Origin of the sequence: Erythrobacter sp., assembly GCF_039988855.1 — a bacterium.
Lineage (GTDB): Bacteria > Pseudomonadota > Alphaproteobacteria > Sphingomonadales > Sphingomonadaceae > Erythrobacter.
In genome coordinates this window covers 21,207-41,031 of the sequence record NZ_JBDXIY010000016.1, presented here as the reverse complement: position 1 = coordinate 41,031, position 19,825 = coordinate 21,207, and the positions used below count along the sequence as shown (strand labels likewise).

Sequence of the window (19,825 nt, the reverse complement as noted above, 5' to 3'; positions counted from 1 at the left end):
GTCATTTTACGCAGTCGCCCACAATTCGAATCTGCCACTGGCGGGTGACTACGTAGCCTTGCGGATTCGCCTTAGCCGTTTTTGCACTACGCCATTCCTGTCTTGGGGCCATACCACCCCCGTCAGGAGACAGGGTAGTGAGCGTTCTCGTGGTTGGAAGCATTTGGGTTTGCTCACTGTTTTTGACAGCTGGTCTGGCATGGCTCGCTGGACGGCGGTCATGGATGTTGCTTGCTGCTGGCGGCAACTCGCATGTGCGCGGCTTGGTAAACCAGGGGACGGTCACCCCGCCTCTGCCAATGCCCAAGAAGCGGCGGCGAAGTCACGTTTTTGATGGCATGCCGCCAGTCGAAGCTGTCAGAGCGCAGGCGAAAACCATCCTTCGCGATGAGGCCATTTGGAACAGCCCCAAGATCCGCGCGCAACTTTCAGCAGAGCCCGAACGCCACGCGGTGGCTTGGCGTGGACGCACGCATGAAATGGTCTGGGCAATGCCCAATCCTATGGCGTCATTGATACGCAGCCCTATCGATACGCAGCCTTGTGTGCTGCGTTATGAGGATCAAAGCTGCTCTTCGTCCACGCGGGTGTAAGGCACGAACTTGTCGAACTGAACACCGCCGGTGAAGAAACCGCTGAACCGATCAACCGAGGTGATAAAGTCCAAGCGGCAAAGCTGTGTGCTGCTCGTCTTACGGATCACCAAGACATCGTCATCGTCGATATCGTCCGGATGGCGCGTGCGTTGAACGTAGATCGTATCTCCGCGGCCATAGACATAGGCTGTCTCATTGATTGTCTGCATGCGGGAACTGCGAAACTCGCGTATGCAATCACGCGGCTCGCCTGCGACACGGCCTTCAAGCAAGCGCGCAAGCCTTGCTTCGCCTTTACTCATCTCTTCAGATGAGTCGGCCTGTGTGTCTTGGGGAACATCTTCGGCAATGGTCGGCGATGCACCAAGCAGCGCAAGCGCGGCAATCCCAGATGAAAGGACCAACTTGGGTGTGAATGTGCGAATCATAACAAGCTCCTACAAACCCTTTCATACACCTTGTGACGTGGTCGCTGAACGGTAGATGACTAACTAATCAGGGTTGGAGACTTGCGATTGTGCCGACTGGCGGCGTTCACTCATATTCGAGTGTGACCGAAAATTCGCCTTCATAGACGCCCGGCACCGCGTTGGCGGGGACCTGAAGGCGGCCTGCAATCGTGAAAAAGAAGAAGCCAGCGGGATTGGCAATGCGAAACCGGCGCGGATTGGTGTTGATGATGATGGGTGGCTGACTGCCGATAAGCAGCGTATCCATCAGCATGGTCTCGGTTCCGCCATTGCGTGTCAGGATGTAAGACGTGGCGTCGACATTGATGAGTACGGTCTGGTTAAACTGGCCAAATCCCGCAAAACGGGCTGGTTGCTGAGTGCCTTCAATTTGCGTGACGCCGCCGGTTGTTACGATGTCTCCAGCTGAGTCCATTACAATCACACCTGGCGTGTCGCCGGGGATGATTTGGCCAAAATCCAGATCGAGCTGCTTAACAAAACTTAGCGGCGTGACGAGAAACGCCTGCGCATCGGCGGCTTCTGTGTCTTGCGCAGCCGCGCTGGCTGGCAAAAGCCCGAGGCCGAGTATTACGCTCAGCAATCCAATCAGTTTCTTCAAGTCAATCATTAAGTCGTGCCTAACCGCTTCGAACGATTGACCATTAAAGAGAGACCATTAATTTTCTTTGAAATTTGTGTCCGACCAATTGGTTGTTTTTGCCGGAATTGCGGGGATTTTACCGGGTTTTTGGCCGTTAACGGGTTCTTATGTGTCCGCAGGACCGCCGGTTAGAATAAATCGCCGATCGCAATAGCCGCAGTCCACAAAACCCTGCTCATCAATCTCCATGTAGATTAATGGGTGGCCAAGCGCTGCAGGGCGATAACCCTTGCCGCCGCGGATTGAGCTTGCGCCGTCGCAGCTTACTCGCCGAGTTTCGACTTTAATGATTTCAGGTGCCGTATTGGTCATGGGAGAGCGGATTAATCCCACCGCAAAACAAATTCAACCGCGTTGAATTCTCTATTGAACACCGAGGTTGATTGTGCATGCGCCCAAAAGGGTTGTACGCAATTATTGGTAGTCGATCCGAATGTCGAATGATCCAGCGTAAACGCCCGGCAACTGATTCGGATTCACATTCAGAGTGCCTCCCACGCGGAAAATGAAAACTCCGTCGAGGGTGTTGATCCGGAAGCGTTCCCAGTTTGGGTTGGAGTTCACAAGATTAAGCGTTGCGCCGCCATCTATGGTGAAATCAGTGACGGTCATGTCATCGCCTGGCCCCGTCAGCGTGATGGTGCGTCCGATTGGGCGCCTAACCCGGACACGTTGCCCTGATATGCCAGAGCCAGCAAAGGTCGCTGGCTGACATTCTTGTGTGTGAACCACACCGCCGGTGGCGATACAGGTCGTCACTGAATCGGCAGATAATACGACTGTCCCACCCGTCGTGACGAGCAAATCGCCAAAATCCATGTCTGAAAGCTTCGCCAACGTTAGCGGCTCAAGGAGAACCGTCTGTGTATCGACATTGCTTGACGATTGCGCGTGAGCGGGGTTCGCCACAAGCCAAAGCGCGCACAGCGACGCAACCAGCTTGGCAAGCGAAAAGACGGGCGCTGCCCCTTGTTTATGGTCATACGTTGGTTTCACAATGATGGTGACTAAAACGCTTGTGTGTCGAGGTGCTAACCAAACAGACTTAACGCGCGATTCATGTTTAGGGGCCTCTTGCGTCCGCGCGCCTTGCGTCTATGGCTGACCCCTATGACTGCACCTGCCATCCGGATCGACAATCTCGTCAAACGTTACGCTGCGCCCAAAGGTGCAAAAGGCGCTGAGGCGGAAGGGAAATTGGCCCTTAAGGGGGTTAGCTTTGATGTACCCGAAGGTTCGATCTTCGGGCTGCTGGGCCCAAATGGTGCAGGCAAATCGACCCTCATCAATATTCTGGCCGGCCTCGTTAACAAGACCGATGGCTCTGCTGAAATCTGGGGTTTTGATATTGACGAGCAGCGCCGCAATGCGAGCCGCGCGATCGGCATTGTGCCGCAAGAAATCGTCTTCGATCCGTTTTTCACTCCTTTTGAGGTGTTGGAGAATCAAGGCGGTTTTTATGGCATTGGCGCTGGCGATCGCCGGAGCGAGGAATTGCTCGAAGCGGTGCGCCTTGCCGACAAACGCAATGCCTATGCCCGCACGCTGTCCGGGGGCATGAAGCGGCGGTTATTGGTGGCAAAGGCCATGGTGCATTCCCCGCCCATTCTGGTTCTGGATGAGCCAACAGCGGGCGTTGATGTGGAACTGCGCCGCCAGCTTTGGGATTTGGTCAGCGAGCTAAACCGTGAAGGGGTCACCATTGTCCTCACCACGCATTATCTCGAAGAAGCCGAAGAGCTGTGTGACGAGATTGCGATCATCAATCACGGCGAACTTATCGCGCACAAACCAACGCGCGAGCTTGTCGATATGGCCCGCGAGAAGATTGTCGCGGTGACGGTGGCGGATGATCTTGCCAAAGCGCCTTCGCATGATGCGTTCAACAAGGTTGAAGTCACAGGCGAGCGCGGGGCCGAAATTACCTATGACAAGGACAAAATGAACGCAGGCCAAGTGCTCGGTATTCTTCAGGCCCAGGGCCTCACGATTGAAGACGTAACCACCCGTGAGGCGGATCTGGAAGATGTCTTTGTGCAATTAACCGGGGGCGGTGCCTAATCTTCGCTCTGCTATCTGCGCCCTATGGTGAAAACGTCCAGTGCGAGGGAAGCTCGCTGACGCAGGTTTCAAATGCGCTTACGCTCCTCAAATATGCGGGTCCGTCAAACGCGATGTTGAAACGTCCCGGCTGTTTGCCTTGATATTCAAGTGTAAAGCCGCGGATATATCTCGGCGTTGTGTGATCAGCGCCAATCGCCGAGAGATTGACGTAATAATAGATCACACCGCCGGGATCGGGTGACTTACCAAAAGAAGCTGTGCGCTCAAGCGTCCTGTCTTCCCCGTGGATTTTTAGGCGCATATCATCGCCCCTTTCAGGTGCCATATCCACCTGAGAGAACAGTGTGAAAGTGCTCAGGGCGCCGGTTTTGCCGACGCTGAAATTAAATCCTGATCGATCGGTGCGATTGATTAAGACCAGAGAGCACAGTTCCGGTCTTGCATCGATCCGGTAATCGAAGGCGGCATCGCTCGCTCTAAAATATGCCTCGCTTTGGGCAAGTAAGGGCGTGCCGGCTGTGAATGTCAGGCTCGCAAAGCAAAAAGCCAGACTTGAGAGAATCGCCCCGTTCATTCGCCGCCTCATCTCTTCGCCTTTCGCTTGTCTGCCGGATGTGCCAGCATACAAATTACACGGTTTGATTAAAGCCGCAACTGAACAAGAAGGCCTTGGACTATGCGTAAAACGGTGATGCTGCTCAGCATGTTGGGCTTGTCAGGCTGCTGGTTTGGAGGCGTACCCAGCGAGGCGGCAGAGCAACAGATAGTCAGTAGCGTTCCGCGCGCCGGACAGCCTCTGGATTGCCCCACTGAAGGCGCTGCCATCCAAGTTCTGGGCAGCGGCGGACCAATCGCAGAAGGCGGTGCTGAGGCGCGCGCTGGAACGTCTTATCTCCTCTGGATTGATGGGGAGGCGCGGGTTTTGGTGGATGCGGGGTCAGGCAGTTTCTTTCGCTTTGCGCAAGCCGGCGGATCGATTGCTACATTGGATGCGATTGTCCTCACCCATCTGCATGCCGATCATGCGGGCGATCTGATCGATATATTGAACTCTGGCGGGTTTGAAGGACGCACGGAGCCGCTTATCATTATCGGCCCGGATGCCGCGCCGCGCTTTGCCGGGACTAAGGAATTTCTTGCGCGCCTTATGTCAAAGGAAAGCGGCGCATTTGCATACAATGGCGGCTTTCTTGATGGGACTGAGAATAAGCCTCTGATCGAAGCGCGCGAAATCACCACTGAACAAGGATCAGCCGGTCCTGCTGGCCTTGATGTATCCAATGACTATTCGATCATGGCGCACCCCGTGCACCATGGCCCTGTTCCCTCTTTGGGGTTTGTGATTGAAGCGGGCGATAGAAGCGTTGCAATCACTGGTGACCAAAGCTTCTTGAGCGAGCGTTTTCTCACCGATCTCACAAACGCCAAGCCCACCATCCTGTTTGCCCATCATGTTATCCATGGCGGCGACGGCCAACCGCGCGGGCTCCACCGAACACCTTCGCAAATTGGTGAGCTGGCCTCTGCTCTTGCGCCTGCAAACTTGGTGCTTACTCACAATATGCAGCGATCGCTTAAGCGGCTGGACGAGGGGCTCGAAGCTATTGGCAAACATTACCAAGGCCCTGTTAGCGTCGCCAATGATCTGGATTGCTACGCGCTGTAGTTTGTGAAATCGCGGGCCGGTCACATATCGGTGCCTTGTTCCATCGTCCAATGCTGCGCTTGAGATGCAAGGCATGTGCCCAAAGCTTCAACAGCCTCATCACGCAGAACACCTCGGAAACTGAAAATGGCGGGGCCGTCAGTGTCCGTTTGAAGCAGCAGATCGCCGCTCTGTTCAAGAACGCTAAAATCCAAACCCAAACGGTAAAGGCTCGCGATGTATTTGTAGAGAACGATATCCTCGAAGCGGCCGGCCACGCCTTTGCTGAATTGCGTCGTGACGCTTTTTATGCCGTCCGTTGTTAAACGGCGTAAGGTCATTTGGCCGGCGTGCTCACCAATGTTTTCAGTGCTGAATAGTATAATCTGACTGGTTATAACGGTCTTGCCGATAGAGATGGAAAAACTGTTGTTTTGCGCATTGTCGAGCCAAATGAGCGAACATACTGTTCCGGTCGCCTTAACCGTGACGTTCTGCGCGCCATCGGTTTTTTCCAGAAACACGGTTTTGATAGGCGCATCCTGAGCAACCGCTGGATGGGCCCAAGCGGTGCCAATCGCAGCGCACGCAGCGAGATGTTTGACGGAAATCGCGAACTTTTTCATTGAGACAAGATCCTCCAGAATTTTCTCCATCTTACTGGATTGCGCTTGGAAAGCTTGGACGATTGCGACACCGGGCCATTTGCTTGCGCAGGAACTGGATCGCAACCCGCTTTAACCGGGGAAGCTCAGTTGGCGCCTTTTCAGGCAGCGCGCATGGCCTCAAACCCTTGCCACCTTTGAACCTTCGCGCCATTGGGTAAGGCTATGGCCAATCAAGCTGAAAGCACAAAGGCGCCGGCAAGCGCGTTTGACGTCATCATAATCGGATCCGGTGCGGCTGGACTTACCGCTGCGTTGGAGCTGGCGACGAGTAAGCGCGTGCTCGTCCTTGCCAAGGGATCGCTTACCGGGGGCTCCACCGCATGGGCGCAAGGCGGCATCGCGGCGGTTCTGGATGCAGGCGATACGTTTGAAAACCATGTGCGCGACACGATGGTTGCAGGCGCGGGCCTGAACGATCGGGAAGCGGTCGAGTTTGTGATCGAACGCGCACCGGAGAGCATTGACCGGCTGGTTGAGCTGGGCGTTCCTTTCAACAAAGACTCAGGCGACCTGCACCTCACACGCGAAGGCGGGCATTCGCACCGCCGGATCGTCCATGTTGACGATGCGACCGGTTGGGCGGTGCAAGAAGCGCTTTTAAACGCAGCAAAGGCCAGCCCCAATATCACCATGCTGGGCGGGCGCACTGCGATTGATCTCATCACCGATCGCAACCGCGAACACTATTCGGGCGCAGGCCATGTTTGGGGCGTTTATGCCCTTAATGAAGAGACAGGCAGGGTCGAACGCCACCTTGCGCGCGCCACCATTCTGGCAGCGGGCGGAGCGGGGCGGGTGTACCAATTCTCCACCGCTCCGCGCGGCGCAACCGGGGACGGCATCGCTATGGCGTGGCGGGCCGGATCGCGTGTCTCCAATATGGAGATGATGCAATTCCACCCGACGTGCCTCTATAATCTCGAAGTCAAAAACTTCCTCATCACAGAGGCGGTGCGCGGCGAGGGTGGTAGGCTGTTCCACCCAGAAACCGGCCACCGTTTTATGGCCGATTACGACAAAGAGCGTATGGAACTCGCGCCGCGCGATGTGGTCGCGCGTGCAATCGACGATCAGATCAAGCGCTTTGGCCTTGATTACGTGCATCTTGATATCAGTCATCAGCCGCCTGAATTTGTGCGCGAACACTTCCCCACGATCCATGAGAAGCTGATGGGTCTTGGCATTGATATGACCAAAGAGCCTATCCCCGTTGTCCCGGCACAGCATTATACCTGCGGCGGGATTGTGGTGGATTTGCACGCGCGCACCGATCTGCCCGGCCTTTGGGCGGCGGGCGAATGCACTGAAAGCGGCCTTCACGGGGCCAACCGGCTTGCATCCAACAGCTTGCTCGAATGCTTTGTATTCGGCGAGGCGGCGGCGGAGGATATTTTGGTCAAATGGGACGAATTGCTTGAACCCCCTGCGATCCTGCCATGGGATGAAAGCCGGGTGTCGGATTCCGATGAACAGGTTGTGATCAAGCAGAATTGGACCGAGATCCGCCGTTTCATGTGGAATTATGTCGGCATTGTGAGGACGACCAAGCGATTGGAGCGCGCCGCCAACCGCATCGCTCTGCTGCGCCAAGAGGTTGAAGAATATTACGGCAGTTTCGTTGTCACGACTGACCTGATTGAGCTTCGCAACTTGCTGCAATCGGCAGAGCTGATTGTGCAATCGGCCTTGACCCGTAAGGAAAGCCGAGGACTACATTATACAATGGATTATCCCGAGCTGAAGACGAGCGTGCGCGATACGGTGCTGGTGCCGTGAGCCTTTTCAGGGCCCTTTTCGCAGCATTTTGTGCCAGTTTCTTGGCATTGGCCAGCCCTGCAAACGCGTCGCCCGATACCTTCATTGATATCCACGAAGAGCCTGTCGGGATGAGCGGGACGCATCTGTTTCTCCTGCGCACGGTCACTGATAACCTTGGCTATTACGAAGCTTTGCGTGCTGAGATATTCCTGATTGTTCAAGACCTTCGGTCCGGCGAGGAGGAGGTGATCGTCGTCGACAAATTTGTGCATTCTTCGGATTACACCGATGATGGCGATTTGGCCGGTTATTCGATCAAGCGCGATGCCGGGATTGAGTCTATTGATCCTTACAGCGTCATGAGGGCGCGAGGCGGGCTCCCTTGGACGGCGGCGTTGACCGTGCCTAAGTCTACTCCAACTGCAAAAATCACCATGGTTGATGGCGCGGTCCAAGTGCAATTTGACACTGGTCCAGCGTTGTGGATCACGCGCGAAGATATTCAGGCAAAACTGAACCATGTGGGCCGTTTCATGGCTGATAATGTGACCGATCACCCGCGTTCGGCATCAATGACAACAAGGCAGTTTTTTGAAGAACGCACCGTTTCAGCCGAGCAATGCTATCATGCGGAATGGCTTGGGTTTTGGTTTTTGGGCAAAGGCAATAAACCGCCTTTGCTGCGTGTTCACTGCGCCTATGATGATGACAGCGAGACGACTTCTGTGATCGTGCGGCTGCCTGCCGCTCAGGAGTAAAGCGCTTCGGGCCCGATTGCTTTGTAACAAAGGCGTTGATGCGCGCGGATAACCGGTAACAGGCTTTCAGGAGGCTCAGCCATGATACGAACGATGACGCTCTTTTCATTATTCATTGCAGCAATGATGGGCCTTTGTGCATCGCCGGTTTTGGCGCATTCGGCTCAGGCTGAGACGCCTTCTGAGGCTCCTTCTTCCACTACTCGGCCCATCACTCAGCCCATTACTCAGGGCGTCAACCATATTGGGCTGACCGTGACTGACCTTGATGCAAGCGTGGCATTCTTTGTGGATGGTTTAGGTTGGCGCACGGCAGGAGGTTTTCCCGATTACCCGTCCGTATTTGTGACCGATGGCAGCGTGTTTGTGACCCTTTGGCGGGCGAGTGATCCTGCCAATGCGATCTCTTTTGACCGTAAGAACAATGTGGGCCTCCACCATCTGGCCTTTACCGTGCCCGATATCGAAACACTGGACGAGCTCCATACGAAAATGGCCGATTGGCCCGGTGTCACAATCGAGTTTTCGCCTGAACCCAATGGCGGAGGACCGACGATCCACATGATCCTGCGCGAACCTAGCGGCAACCGTTTGGAGTTCGCAGTGCCCGGCGGACGCAGCCGCGCCCAGGCTAAGAAGTGATATTGGCTCCCATGTTCACCTGTCAGCCATAGGGTCATGGATAATGTAATCTCTATGGTTTGGACAAAGTTTGGCTTCGTCTCTGCGGCACTGTTTGCATCGCCGGTTGCGGGCCTTGCTCAAGATGCGTCTGGTGATTCGCAAAACTCAATCGTCGTCACGGCTCAGCGTTCTGGCGCACCCATGTGGACGATTGATACCGGCACTGGCCCGGATGCGAGTACTATCATCCTTGTCGGAGAAATCCGCGCTGTGCCCGAATCGACGCCTTGGTTTCCGGACCGTTTGGAAGAAGCAACCAAAGAAGCCGACCGGGTTATCCTTCGCGCTAGGGCCAAATTTTCGCCCGGAGATGCCTTTCGGCTGATCTTTAGCGGGGGCAAGTTCACGAAGCTTCCGGACAAAACGGTAGCGGCGCAATATCTGAGTGATGAGCAGCGCGCGCGCTTGGCAGCGCTCGAAGAAGAACATGATATCGACTACGATCGGCGATCCTTCCTGATGACAAGCTTTGATCTGCTTGCCCGCCGTCTCGATTTTGATGACGACACCCTCAAAGACGCCACCGACATCGTGAAGAAAGCCGCGAATAAGGCCGATGTGCCGATTTCGCGTCCAGAACGCTTTCGCGGGGAAGACCTGCTCGACAATCTGGCTGACGCGCCGCCAGAAAGCCATATCCCGTGCCTTGAAGCCGCAATGAGCGCGACCGAGGAGGGGCAGTCGATTATTGAAAAGCGCGGCGATGACTGGCGCAGCTTTGATATTCCCGCCGTGATGGACAACCCGCTGGAAATCGCGCTTGGGACATGCTGGCCTTGGGCCGATGATGATCTCGGCAATGAAATTCGGGGCCAATGGGTGGGCATGATTTCGGAGGCTTCGGCTCAACCGGGCGTCACACTTGCAGTCGTGCCCTTGCGCGTTCTGGCGGAGCAAGACGGCGTTCTGGACCAGCTTGAGGCACGAGATTTCTTGATTGGCGGGCCCGATTGGCGAGGGCCTTCCGAACCGCAATTGGACGACTAACACTTGCTCTTGCCGTGCTTGTCTGCATTGTAGGTCCTAGAAAGCAACTTAAGGATTCTTCGCGCCCATGCCCACTATCACCACGCCCAACACCGGGATTGAGCTTTTCTACGAAGATCATGGCGACCCTGCGCATGAAACAATCCTGCTCATCATGGGCCTTGGTGCACAGATGACTTTGTGGCCAGATGAATTGGTCGCAGCGCTTGTCGGTCATGGGTTCCGGGTCATTCGCTATGACAACCGCGACATTGGCCTCTCGCAAAAATTTGAAGGGGCAAAAGCGCCAAGCCCAGCGTGGCAAGTCATCCGCAAAAAGATCGGCTGGCCCGCAAAGGTGCCTTACAAGCTTGAAGCGATGGCCGATGATGCTGTGGGCCTTATGACGGCACTTGAAATCGGCAAGGCGCATGTGGTGGGCGCGAGCATGGGGGGGATGATCGCTCAGCTTGTCGGCATTAATCATCCAGAGCGATTGTTGTCGCTTACCTCGATCATGTCGACCACGGGTAACGGTTCGCTTCCGATGGCGGATAAGTCCGCGATGGAGGCATTGGTTGCCCCGCTCAAATCCTTGGATGAAGAAGACCTTGTGGCGCACGGGCTCAATATCGCGAGGAATATTGGCTCACCCGGCTATCCGCCTGACCCCGAACGGGCCCGTGAGCGGACCCTTAAGAGTGTTCGCCGCAGCGTCTATCCTCCGGGATTGCCGCGCCAATTGGCCGCGATCATTGACGATGGTTGCAGGCGTTCACGCCTCGCCTCTGTCACCGCGCCGACATTGGTGCTGCACGGTGAGGGAGACCCGCTGGTTAAGCTTGAAGGCGGCCAGGACACGGCCAAACATATTCCCGGCGCAAAGCTTGTTACGATCCCGGGATGGGGCCACGACTTGCCGCCTGAACTGATTGAGCTTTTGGCTGGTCATGTGGCGGAACATGCCCGGTCTGTGAGTGTGAGAGCTCGCGAACCCGCCTAATCTGCGCCGGGCACATTGGGCTTGGCATCTGTCATTTTGGAGTGAGCGACACAGGCGCTGTACGCGCCATAGGTCGCCACACAAAATGGCACGACATAAGTGAGGACTACCTTCCAAACTACGATGCTTTCGCCAGCCAAGATGGCATCGCCTTGATTGATCGCGCAAAGGATGGTGCCAACAACGATGGATACGGCCACCGACCTTTTAAGGACGGGCGCATCTATGCATTGGTTCAACGCAGAGTAATTAATCACGCAGAATCCTCTCTTTGTGTTTGTGGGTGCTCCGCTTCCATCTTCAGAACCGTGCATTGAATGCCGCAACAATATTGCAAGCCTTTGTGCGAAAGATTCAAGGATTGATTCACATGATTCAATCACCAAATTTTTCTTCACAGATTCAATTTGGGGCTTGCGCATTGCACGACTCAAGCTTTTCCCGCGCGTCGCTGCGCTGCAACATAGTGTTTAAATCGGTATTGGTGCGATTTCATGGTTAATTGCCCGTTGACCCATTTCAAGTCCTGATTCATCATCTAGGGGTTCGGTTCGCATGGGACCCCCAAATTGTTGTGTGCTTCTTTCGGCTCTTCCTTAACGTTGAAGGGCGAAACAGGGGAAGATTCACTCAAGTCTTTGGGAGCTGTGGTGGATTGGTAGGAAATGTGGTGCTTTGACCTGTGTGTATCCTCACGGAAAAAACGGGCAAAAGCTGTCGATGAATATGTTTGGAACAGAATCGGAACAAAGGTGCTATTGTCTGATGACGCAGCCCAACTGATTCGAAGTGACATAAATTGGGGCGATAATGGAATTTAAAGCAGGCGAAGACGTGCTCAGCGACACCGAAACCGGTGATGTCACGGGGACCGAAGAAAAGGCGCAAAAGGCAGTAACGATGGAAAAAGCGGACAAAGGCAGCGATGCGCTGATCGCAGAGAAGAGCGCAGAGGCGCTTGGCAATGCTGTGGCGCAGGCGGCAAAGTCTGCGGCGTCAACCGACAGCAAAAAGGTGAACGATCGCCGTTTTGATGTGCAGATCGATGAAAGCCGCGATGCAAATCTTACCGAATTCGGCAAGGAAACGCTTACGGATCGTTATTTGCTTCCCGGTGAGAAATATCAGGACCTGTTTGCGCGCGTTGCCGATGCCTATGCGGATGACGCCGAACACGCACAGCGCCTCTACAACTACATTTCGAACCTGTGGTTCATGCCTGCGACCCCTGTTCTTTCAAATGGCGGTACATCACGCGGCCTCCCGATCAGCTGCTATCTCAACTCTGTGTCTGACAGCCTGAACGGGATTGTTGGCGCGTGGAACGAGAATGTGTGGCTGGCCTCCAAAGGCGGCGGCATTGGCACCTATTGGGGCAATGTTCGCGGCATTGGTGAGCCGGTTGGCCTTAACGGTAAGACCAGCGGTATCATTCCGTTTGTGCGCGTTATGGACTCGCTCACTCTGGCGATCTCACAAGGGTCTCTGCGCCGGGGTTCGGCTGCGTGTTACCTTGATGTGTCGCACCCAGAGATTGAGGAATTCCTCGAAATCCGCAAACCTTCTGGCGATTTCAACCGTAAGGCATTGAACCTTCACCACGGCGTCCTGCTCACCGATGAGTTCATGGAAGCGGTGCGTGATGGGTCCGAGTTTGAGCTCAAATCACCTAAAACCGGCGAAGTGCGCGGCAAGGTCGATGCGCGTTCGCTGTTCCAGAAGCTAGTGGAAACCCGCCTTGCAACAGGTGAACCCTACATCGTGTTCAACGACACGGTGAACCGCATGATGCCAAAGCATCACCGCGATTTGGGCCTCAAGGTTTCGACCTCGAACCTGTGCTCTGAAATCACTCTGCCAACCGGCATTGACCACCTTGGCAATGACCGCACCGCTGTGTGCTGCCTGTCATCGCTCAACCTCGAAAAATGGGATGAGTGGAACGGCGATAAGCAATTCATCGAAGACGTGATGCGCATGCTCGACAATGTGCTTCAGGATTACATCGACCGCGCGCCTGATGAAATGGCGCGTGCCCGCTATTCGGCTGAGCGGGAGCGTTCGGTTGGTTTGGGCGTGATGGGCTTCCACTCCTTCCTGCAGCAAAAAGGCTTGGGTTTTGAGAGCGCTATGGCAAAAGCCATGAACCTTAAGATGTTCAAGCACATCCAAGCCAAAGCGTCTGAGGCGTCGATGTTGCTTGCCCAAGAACGCGGCCCTTGCCCGGATGCGGCAGAAATGGGCGCGATGGAGCGTTTTTCTTGCAAAATGGCAATCGCGCCGACCGCGTCGATTTCGATCATTTGCGGCGGCACGTCGGCTTGCATCGAGCCGATCCCTGCCAACATCTACACCCACAAAACGCTGTCGGGCTCCTTCATCGTCAAGAATCCATATCTTGAGAAACTGCTTGATAAGAAAAGCAAGAATTCGGCCAATGTGTGGAATTCGATCCTTGAGCGTGGCGGCAGTGTTCAGCACCTCGACTTCCTTTCCGAAGAGGAAAAATCGAGCTTCAAAACCAGCTTTGAAATCGACCAGCGTTGGCTGCTTGAATTTGCCGCGGACCGCTCGCCTTACATCGATCAGGCACAGTCTCTGAACCTCTTTATCCCGGCAGACGTCGATAAATGGGACCTGATGATGCTCCACTTCCAAGCATGGGAGAAAGGCATCAAATCGCTCTATTATCTCCGGTCTAAGTCGGTTCAGCGCGCAGGTTTTGCCGGCGGTGTGGAAGCAGATAACACCGCAGATGCTGCCAAGTTTGAACTGAGCGCAGAGCAAACCGATTACGAGGAATGCCTTAGCTGTCAGTGAGACCCTTAAACGAAGAAACGAAACCCCCGCCGAGCCAAGTGCCCGCGCGGGGGTCTTCTTTGGCCTTGCTAGGCCGGCCTCATGGCAAACATCTATTAACTTTGAGCTTGTAAAGCGGTCCCACTCAAAGGCCTAAGGGATCCGAGCTTTGATAAAGAAGGACATCATTACCCGTACTTCTGAGCGTGTGCCAACCAGTGCGGATGGCACCTGTAAAACCGATCACGGTTATCAATGGGATGTTTCATTCCAAGATCTGTCGAGCGGCGGTTGCCGGGTCGAAGACCCGCGCGGCGGGTTGGGTCTTGGCTCTTACGTAAGCCTCATCATCGCTGGAACGGGCCCTCACAAGGCGGAGGTGGCTTGGCGTCAAGGTGACCGCGTCGGCCTCGAATTCACTCGGCCGCTTCCAGCGCGCGTGCTTAAGCATTTGGCCGCAGAAGAGTGGGACTTGGCCAATGATGCTCACGCAACAGACAGCTCGGGACTTCCCGTCCGCCGGATGATCTGACCGCGCACACCGCGCGTTCTTACTTCCGGCGCTTCCGTTCAAATACTGGACCTTTCAAGCACTGGACGATTGGTCATGGTGGTTGGTGGGATCGCATTTCCTTTTTTGTGGCTGGCGGTCAAACTTGCTGCAATTATGTGAGCCTCTAACTTTCGAGCATCCGCCATGCAAACACGCCGTATTCTTGTCGCCATAACTCTTGTTTTTGCAGTTTCCGCCTGTGCGAGCCAGATTGACGCAGGCATCAGCGCAGAACCAAACACGCCCGGCTTTCTTTGGGGGCTATGGCACGGCTTCATCTTCCCATGGAGTTTTATCGGATCGCTCTTCAGCCCGGACATCGCCGTCTATGCGGTGCCCAATAACGGGGGTTGGTACGACTTCGGCTTCTTCCTTGGCGTCACCGTTTTGGGCGGCGGCAGCTTCTTCGGATCGAAAAAGCGCCGGGACTAGGACCAGACGCTAGGCTACGAAAAAGTAATTCACCAAATGGAAGAAGACGGGCGCGGAAAAGCTCACCGAATCCATCCGGTCCAGCGCGCCGCCGTGCCCCTCGATCATTGTGCCCCAATCCTTTGCTCCCAGTGAGCGTTTGACTGCGGACAGGACCAGCCCTCCTGCAAAACCCGCAAAGACGATTGTGAGCGCGAGCAGTCCCGCTTCCCATGGGGCAAACGGCGTGATCCAGAAGAGAGCAGCGCCAATGGCGGCTGCTGAGAGGCCTCCTCCGATCAATCCCTCCCACGTTTTCGCAGGACTGACGCGGGGCGCGACTTTGTGTTTACCGAACAGCTTGCCGAACACATATTGCAGCACATCGGAAAGTTGGACGACGGTGATGAGGAAGAAGAGCAGCAGGAAATTGTTCGTGTATCCCGGTATGTCGAGCAGCAGCAACGCAGGCGCGTGGCTGATGCAATAGACGCCTAGCATCATGCCCCATTGGATCTTGGCGGAGCGGGCAAGAAAGTCGGTCGTCTCACCTTTCAGCACGGCGAGCAGCGGCAACAGCAGGAAGGCCCAAACTGGGACTAAGATTGAGAAGAGCGACTGCCAATCGGAATAAATCAGCCAATATTGCAATGGGATAAACAGATAGAACGCGGCCACCGTCGCGGTGTGATCTTCGGCCCGCGTTGGGGTGAGCGACAAAAATTCGCGCAGCACAAAGAAGCTGGTGAGCGCAAACAGGACAATGGTCACCCCCTTCCCAAACACAAAGGCGACCGCAAAAATCGCGATCATAAACCACCAGGCTTTGATGCGTTGATTGAGGTTCTCGACCGTCGCAATCCCGCCTTCGCTGCTAACCCGCTTGGACAGCACGAAACCGATGGATGATGCGACCAATAGGAGCGCAAATACGCCCCCGAACAGCGTTGCCATGGTTGGGTCCACGGTCAGGTTTAGCTCAGGCATCATGCGTCCTCTCCTTCCGCCGCTTCTTCGGCCAAATCTTGGCCCGCAAGCGTCAGAATCGCCTTTTGGGCGCGTTGAAGGAAGGCGGGTTTCTCTTCGCCTTTGCCCAATTGGATCGGCATTCCGAAATGCGCAGCGGCGCTAATCGGGGCAGGCAGGATCGCGCCCTTGGGAAAAGCGCGCGCCAAATTGGTGAGGTAGACGGGCACCAGCTCGGCGTCTGGGAATTCCTTTGCCAGATGGTACAGCCCGGCCTTGAATGCTCCGGGAAGTGCTTCGGCTCGCCGTGTTCCTTCTGGAAAAATGATCAGCGATTCCCCGCTTTCGAGCACCTCGCGCAAAGGGGTGAGGGGGTCTTTGCTCCCGCCGCGCTCAACCAAAACTGCGTTCAGAACCTTAAGCGCAACAAAGCGTTGCACTGCGCCGCCGCCCCAATAATCTGCGGCCGCCACGGGGTGCGTGGTCTCGCGCAAGTAACCGGGCAGTGCGCCGCACATGATGATCGTGTCCATGTGGCTGGCATGATTGGCGAAGTAGATGCGCTGTGTGGTCGTAGGTTCGCATCCGTGCCAGCGTGCCTGCCCGCCGACGAGGAATTTGGCCGCTCCGAACAAGGCTTCGCCCACCAGACGCGCAATCATTCGGCAGCCTCCTTAGCGCGCAAGAGCTTCGCGATGCGATGCAGGCGAATGGTGCAGGTGAAGGCTGCCCCAAGCACTATTAGCAACAATGTCCATTCTATCACGTCGCGCGGTAGCGAGACTAGCAAACGTTCATTGGCTGCGAGGTATGACGCGCCGAACGCCGCAATAGCTCCCAAAGTCAGCAAGAACATGCGGTGTTGTTTGGCCATTGGCCCCACAAAGTCCTGCTCCAACCCAAGCGATCCGCCAAGCGCACGAATATAGGCGGTGCCGAATGCGAATACTGTAGCAAGATACCCAAGTTCCGGTTCATTCGCAGCATACCCCGCTGCAATCAGCAAAAGCGCATCCTCAATCCGGTCGGGAAACTCATTGTAGAGCGCGCCGGTCGCCGAAGACTTGCCCTCTTCCACCGCGACCAGCCCGTCGAGCATATTGGCAAGCAGGCGCAATTGAATGCCCAGCGCCCCGCCAAGCCACAGCCATTGGCTTCCATAGGGAGCTTGGATAAATGCCCACGCCCCGGCGGCGGCAAAGAAAATTCCGAGAACCGAAATGGCATTGGGGGTCAGTCCGGCAGCGGCAAGGCCTCTTGCAAGTGCCTTAGCCCAGCCTGCGCTTCGGGTTGCCAGTGGCCGCCTGTTTTTGACCGGCTCCTGCCCCCTATTTGCGCCTGTATTCTCGCCGTTTTCTAATGTCATATGAACGCGATCCCCTAGCTATCGGCTGCGGTCAAGTTAGGCGCCGTCTCTCCATCTGGCGAGAAATTTCTAGGTAAAGTCACTTAGCCTGCGCCCACACCCACGCCCGTGCCGATCCACTCGACTCAGTTTCTGCACGGCTTATCCCCACCGAATCATCCACTCTTGCCTTCGGTTTCGAACCTCTTTCAACTATAGCTATAACCCAACACGCAAATAGGGATACACAAGATGTCGTTGCTCGAAGCCCGTAATACCTACAAGCCGTTCCAATACCCTTGGGCTTACGAGTTCTGGAAACGTCAGCAACAAATCCACTGGATGCCCGAAGAAGTGCCATTGGGCGAAGATTGCCGCGACTGGGCGCAAAACATCACTGAGCATGAGCGCAATCTGCTCACGCAGATCTTCCGTTTCTTTACCCAAGCCGATGTTGAGGTGCAGGATTGCTATCACGACAAATATGGCCGTGTGTTTAAACCCACAGAGATCAAAATGATGCTCGCCGCCTTCTCCAATATGGAGACAGTGCACATCGCGGCCTATTCGCACCTGCTCGACACGATCGGCATGCCTGAAAGCGAATACAGCGCCTTCCTCGATTATGAGGAAATGGCCGACAAGCACAATTACATGAACCAGTTCAGCGTCGACACCGACGAGGACATCGCCCGCACGCTCGCCATGTTTGGCGGCTTTACCGAAGGGCTCCAACTGTTTGCGTCTTTCGCCATGCTGATGAACTTCCCGCGCCACAATAAGATGAAAGGCATGGGCCAGATCGTATCGTGGTCGGTGCGTGATGAGACGCTGCACTGCGAAGGCATCATCAAGATGTTCCACACTTTCTGCGAAGAGCGGGATTGCCTGACCAAGTCGGTCAAAGAAGACATCATCGACATCTGCCAGAAAACAGTGCGCCTTGAAGATGCGTTTATCGACCTTGCGTTTGAGATGGGCCCGGTTGAGGGCATGACCGCCAAGGATATTAAGAAATACATCCGCTACATCGCCGACTGGCGTTTGGGCCAATTGAAGCTGCAACCGATCTACATGATCGACGAGCACCCGCTGCCATGGCTCTCACCGCTGCTTAACGGTGTAGAGCACGCCAACTTCTTCGAAGCGCGCGCCACCGAATATTCGAAAGGCGCAACGAAGGGCGACTGGAACACTGTCTGGTCGAGCTTTGACAACCGCCAAAAGGCGAAAGTTGCGAATGAAGAAGAAGCTGTGAGCGACGGCCCGGATATGTTCGAAGCGGCGGAGTAGGTAAGTGTTCCGCGCTAAGACAGTATTTGTCGTTGGCGCGGGGGCTAGCTCTGAGTTTGGTCTGCCTCTCGGCGGTGCTTTGCTTTCAGATGTCGCCCAACTTGTCGACATATCCTACGACTTTGGGAGACAGGTCCGAGGCGATCACGTCGTTGCCGAAGCGTTGCGATCAGCTCTTGGGGCACAAAAGGATGTAGGCGGATACAACGAACACCTACATGCTGCTTGGCAACTCGTTAAGTCGAGTCGGCAGGCTCTATCCATCGATAACGTGCTCGATGCGTTGGAGGATCCAAAGGCCTCACTCGTAGGAAAAGCGGGGATCGTACGCAGTATTCTCGCTTCAGAAGGAAAGCTCGATCTTAGTGGCTGGGTCGAACACTTCCCTGATCAGATTAAGATTCAAAGCTATTCAGATACTTGGCTTGATCGGCTGGTGAAGCTGTTAACCGAGAACGTGCGAAAGTCAGAAATAGGCGATATTTTCAATAACTTTGCGCTGATTAACTTCAATTATGATCGAATCGTAGAACAGTATCTGCCTTTCGCGATTGCAGAGTACTACGGTGTGCCGGTTCAAGATATCCGAGAGCTGTACAGCTCAGTTCCAGTCTTTCGCCCGTATGGGAAGGCTGGATCGTTGGAGTGGGAGAAGGGCAGTGAGACCGTGAGATTTGGTCACGATGGATCTGGCGATACACAAAGCGCAATGTCCCAAATTCTCACATTCACCGAACAGGTGGAGGACAAAGATCTCGTCTCAGGAATTCACGGTGTGATCTCCGCTGCTGATCGAATTGTCTTCCTGGGTTTTGGATATCATCGACCCAATCTCAAAGTCTTGTCTGCAAGAGCGCAACCGCACGTCCAAATTCTTGGCACAAGTTTTGGAATGTCGAAATCTGACCAGGCTGTTGTGTGCGATGAGCTCGAAGATGTTTTCGGGCTCTCAGAGATACCTGTCCTTAAAGACGGCGGCTTCGTTTCATTGCACCCGCTGAAATGTTCTGAATTCATGGGTGAGATCTGGCGCACACTGACAGCAGAACCGCGCGAATCCCCTGCAATGTTTGAGCCACATAGTTTAGAGAGCTCATATCCAGAGCTGCCCAATTTCGGGGGGTTTTCGCGTTAAGAGCTGGACTAGACCACCCGCTTCCCCACGCGCTACACTCCCCACCACAATCACACCGGGGGGGAATC

23 protein-coding genes are annotated in these 19,825 nt (G+C 55.1%); 13 read left to right on the top strand and 10 right to left on the bottom strand.

Annotation, left to right across the window (positions count from 1 at the left end; translation table 11 throughout):
• Nucleotides 1–137 precede the first annotated feature (137 nt).
• Nucleotides 138–593 (top strand): hypothetical protein, encoded by a 456-nt coding sequence (locus tag ABJ205_RS07885; protein ID WP_348159797.1) that lies wholly within the window; start codon nucleotides 138–140, stop codon nucleotides 591–593.
• Here ABJ205_RS07885 and ABJ205_RS07880 read toward each other — a convergent pair.
• The 4 genes from ABJ205_RS07880 to ABJ205_RS07865 all read right to left on the bottom strand — a co-directional run bounded on the left by ABJ205_RS07880 (nucleotide 563) and on the right by ABJ205_RS07865 (nucleotide 2,705).
• Complete coding sequence (locus ABJ205_RS07880) at nucleotides 563–1,024, bottom strand: hypothetical protein (RefSeq protein WP_348159795.1); 462 nt, start codon at nucleotides 1,022–1,024, stop codon at nucleotides 563–565. The genes ABJ205_RS07885 and ABJ205_RS07880 overlap by 31 nt on opposite strands.
• A 106-nt stretch (nucleotides 1,025–1,130) precedes the next feature.
• The gene (locus ABJ205_RS07875; protein WP_348159793.1) at nucleotides 1,131–1,676 is read right to left on the bottom strand and encodes a DUF4402 domain-containing protein; all 546 of its coding nucleotides are present in this window, start codon (nucleotides 1,674–1,676) and stop codon (nucleotides 1,131–1,133) included.
• A gap of 138 nt (nucleotides 1,677–1,814) precedes the next feature.
• Nucleotides 1,815–2,021 (bottom strand): zinc-finger domain-containing protein, encoded by a 207-nt coding sequence (locus ABJ205_RS07870; RefSeq protein ID WP_348159792.1) that lies wholly within the window; start codon nucleotides 2,019–2,021, stop codon nucleotides 1,815–1,817.
• Between the two features lie 102 nt (nucleotides 2,022–2,123).
• Nucleotides 2,124–2,705, bottom strand: coding sequence for a DUF4402 domain-containing protein (locus tag ABJ205_RS07865; RefSeq protein ID WP_348159790.1), 582 nt, complete (start codon nucleotides 2,703–2,705; stop codon nucleotides 2,124–2,126).
• Nucleotides 2,706–2,819: 114 nt separating this feature from the next.
• Here ABJ205_RS07865 and ABJ205_RS07860 point away from each other — a divergent pair, with 114 nt between their 5' ends.
• Nucleotides 2,820–3,770 (top strand): ABC transporter ATP-binding protein, encoded by a 951-nt coding sequence (locus ABJ205_RS07860; protein ID WP_348159789.1) that lies wholly within the window; start codon nucleotides 2,820–2,822, stop codon nucleotides 3,768–3,770.
• A gap of 22 nt (nucleotides 3,771–3,792) precedes the next feature.
• On the opposite strand, the gene ABJ205_RS07855 is transcribed toward ABJ205_RS07860, so the two are convergent.
• Nucleotides 3,793–4,347, bottom strand: coding sequence for a hypothetical protein (locus ABJ205_RS07855; RefSeq protein ID WP_348159787.1), 555 nt, complete (start codon nucleotides 4,345–4,347; stop codon nucleotides 3,793–3,795).
• A 102-nt stretch (nucleotides 4,348–4,449) separates the two neighbouring features.
• Here ABJ205_RS07855 and ABJ205_RS07850 point away from each other — a divergent pair, with 102 nt between their 5' ends.
• A complete protein-coding gene (locus ABJ205_RS07850) occupies nucleotides 4,450–5,439 on the top strand; it encodes an MBL fold metallo-hydrolase (protein WP_348159786.1) in 990 nt (329 codons plus the stop codon).
• Between the two features lie 20 nt (nucleotides 5,440–5,459).
• On the opposite strand, the gene ABJ205_RS07845 is transcribed toward ABJ205_RS07850, so the two are convergent.
• A complete protein-coding gene (locus ABJ205_RS07845) occupies nucleotides 5,460–6,044 on the bottom strand; it encodes a hypothetical protein (protein WP_348159785.1) in 585 nt (194 codons plus the stop codon).
• A 204-nt stretch (nucleotides 6,045–6,248) separates the two neighbouring features.
• Here ABJ205_RS07845 and nadB point away from each other — a divergent pair, with 204 nt between their 5' ends.
• The 5 genes from nadB to ABJ205_RS07820 all read left to right on the top strand — a co-directional run bounded on the left by nadB (nucleotide 6,249) and on the right by ABJ205_RS07820 (nucleotide 11,255).
• Complete coding sequence (gene nadB / locus ABJ205_RS07840) at nucleotides 6,249–7,862, top strand: L-aspartate oxidase (RefSeq protein ID WP_348159783.1); 1,614 nt, start codon at nucleotides 6,249–6,251, stop codon at nucleotides 7,860–7,862.
• Entirely contained in the window at nucleotides 7,859–8,602 is a 744-nt protein-coding gene (locus tag ABJ205_RS07835; RefSeq protein ID WP_348159781.1) for a hypothetical protein, read from the top strand. Before nadB ends, ABJ205_RS07835 begins: the two co-directional genes overlap by 4 nt.
• Before the next feature lie 81 nt (nucleotides 8,603–8,683).
• Nucleotides 8,684–9,244, top strand: coding sequence for a VOC family protein (locus ABJ205_RS07830; protein ID WP_348159779.1), 561 nt, complete (start codon nucleotides 8,684–8,686; stop codon nucleotides 9,242–9,244).
• Nucleotides 9,245–9,298: 54 nt separating this feature from the next.
• Nucleotides 9,299–10,273 carry a TraB/GumN family protein gene (locus ABJ205_RS07825; protein ID WP_348510042.1) on the top strand — a complete coding sequence of 325 codons (975 nt, stop codon included), beginning with the start codon at nucleotides 9,299–9,301 and terminating at the stop codon, nucleotides 10,271–10,273.
• Between the two features lie 67 nt (nucleotides 10,274–10,340).
• Complete coding sequence (locus tag ABJ205_RS07820) at nucleotides 10,341–11,255, top strand: alpha/beta hydrolase (protein WP_348159776.1); 915 nt, start codon at nucleotides 10,341–10,343, stop codon at nucleotides 11,253–11,255.
• Here ABJ205_RS07820 and nrtS read toward each other — a convergent pair.
• Nucleotides 11,252–11,512 (bottom strand): nitrate/nitrite transporter NrtS, encoded by a 261-nt coding sequence (nrtS, locus tag ABJ205_RS07815; protein WP_348159774.1) that lies wholly within the window; start codon nucleotides 11,510–11,512, stop codon nucleotides 11,252–11,254. The two genes, ABJ205_RS07820 and nrtS, sit on opposite strands and share 4 nt — an antisense overlap.
• 553 nt (nucleotides 11,513–12,065) lie before the next feature.
• Here nrtS and ABJ205_RS07810 point away from each other — a divergent pair.
• From ABJ205_RS07810 to ABJ205_RS07800, 3 genes are all read left to right on the top strand, one after another.
• Nucleotides 12,066–14,075, top strand: coding sequence for a ribonucleoside-diphosphate reductase subunit alpha (locus ABJ205_RS07810; protein WP_348159772.1), 2,010 nt, complete (start codon nucleotides 12,066–12,068; stop codon nucleotides 14,073–14,075).
• 148 nt (nucleotides 14,076–14,223) lie between these two features.
• Complete coding sequence (locus ABJ205_RS07805; RefSeq protein ID WP_348159770.1) at nucleotides 14,224–14,586, top strand: PilZ domain-containing protein; 363 nt, start codon at nucleotides 14,224–14,226, stop codon at nucleotides 14,584–14,586.
• A gap of 165 nt (nucleotides 14,587–14,751) precedes the next feature.
• Entirely contained in the window at nucleotides 14,752–15,039 is a 288-nt protein-coding gene (locus ABJ205_RS07800) for a hypothetical protein (protein WP_348159769.1), read from the top strand.
• A 9-nt stretch (nucleotides 15,040–15,048) separates the two neighbouring features.
• Here ABJ205_RS07800 and ABJ205_RS07795 read toward each other — a convergent pair whose 3' ends face one another.
• The 3 genes from ABJ205_RS07795 to ABJ205_RS07785 are packed head-to-tail and all read right to left on the bottom strand — an operon-like array spanning nucleotide 15,049 to nucleotide 17,350.
• On the bottom strand, nucleotides 15,049–16,008 hold the full coding sequence (locus ABJ205_RS07795; protein ID WP_348159767.1) for a phosphatidate cytidylyltransferase: 960 nt from the start codon (nucleotides 16,006–16,008) through the stop codon (nucleotides 15,049–15,051).
• Nucleotides 16,005–16,646, bottom strand: coding sequence for a lysophospholipid acyltransferase family protein (locus ABJ205_RS07790; protein WP_348159766.1), 642 nt, complete (start codon nucleotides 16,644–16,646; stop codon nucleotides 16,005–16,007). Before ABJ205_RS07790 ends, ABJ205_RS07795 begins: the two co-directional genes overlap by 4 nt.
• Nucleotides 16,643–17,350, bottom strand: a complete 708-nt coding sequence (locus ABJ205_RS07785) for a CDP-alcohol phosphatidyltransferase family protein (protein ID WP_348159765.1) — start codon at nucleotides 17,348–17,350, stop codon at nucleotides 16,643–16,645. Before ABJ205_RS07785 ends, ABJ205_RS07790 begins: the two co-directional genes overlap by 4 nt.
• Nucleotides 17,351–17,581: 231 nt before the next feature.
• On the opposite strand from ABJ205_RS07785, the gene ABJ205_RS07780 reads away from it, so the two are divergent.
• Entirely contained in the window at nucleotides 17,582–18,622 is a 1,041-nt protein-coding gene (locus tag ABJ205_RS07780; protein WP_348159764.1) for a ribonucleotide-diphosphate reductase subunit beta, read from the top strand.
• A 79-nt stretch (nucleotides 18,623–18,701) separates the two neighbouring features.
• Nucleotides 18,702–19,757, top strand: coding sequence for a hypothetical protein (locus ABJ205_RS07775; protein WP_348159763.1), 1,056 nt, complete (start codon nucleotides 18,702–18,704; stop codon nucleotides 19,755–19,757).
• The last annotated feature ends 68 nt before the right edge of the window (nucleotides 19,758–19,825 follow it).